A 659-nucleotide genomic window follows, 5' to 3' on the forward strand; every position below is an offset into this window, starting at 1 on the left:
CCCGCACGCCCGGGCCGCCGCCGGGTGCCCGGCGGTGTCGCGGTGACCGGGGGCGGGACGGGGCACGGGACCGGGGACGGGGGCCGGAGATGTCAGTGCCCTCGCCCATGATGGGTACGTGGTGGCAGTGAGCAACGGAGCACGGACCCGCGCCGGGAGCCGCACGTACGACTGCGACGTGCTGGTGGTCGGCGGCGGCATCATCGGCCTGTCGACGGCGTACGCCCTCACCCGTGCCCGGCCCGGGGTGCGGGTCGTGGTCCTGGAGAAGGAGGGCGGCCCGGCCCGGCACCAGACGGGCCGCAACAGCGGGGTGATCCACAGCGGCGTCTACTACCGCCCGGGCTCGTACAAGGCCAGGTTCGCGGTGCAGGGCGCCGCGGAGATGGTGAAGTTCTGCGCCGAGCACGACGTGCCGCACCGCCTCACCGGCAAGCTCGTGGTGGCCACCCGCCGCTCGGAGCTGCCCCGGCTGCACGCCCTGGCGCAGCGCGGCAGGCAGAACGGCATTCCGGTGCGGGAGCTGGGCCCGTGCCAGATCGGCGAGTACGAACCGGCGGTGAACGGGGTCGCGGCGATCCACGTCGGCACCACCGGGGTGTGCGACTTCGGCGCGGTGGCGGCCCGGCTGGCCGGGCTGGCCGCCGACGCGGGCGCGG

1 protein-coding gene is annotated in these 659 nt (G+C 76.0%); it reads left to right on the top strand.

What is annotated here, in order from left to right; translation table 11 throughout:
* Positions 1 to 127: 127 nt before the first annotated feature.
* Positions 128 to 659: FAD-dependent oxidoreductase (locus ACYVE9_RS29800; protein WP_461030978.1), on the top strand; the 532-nt coding region annotated here is incomplete at its 3' end.

This window comes from Streptomyces sparsus (genome assembly GCF_054776295.1).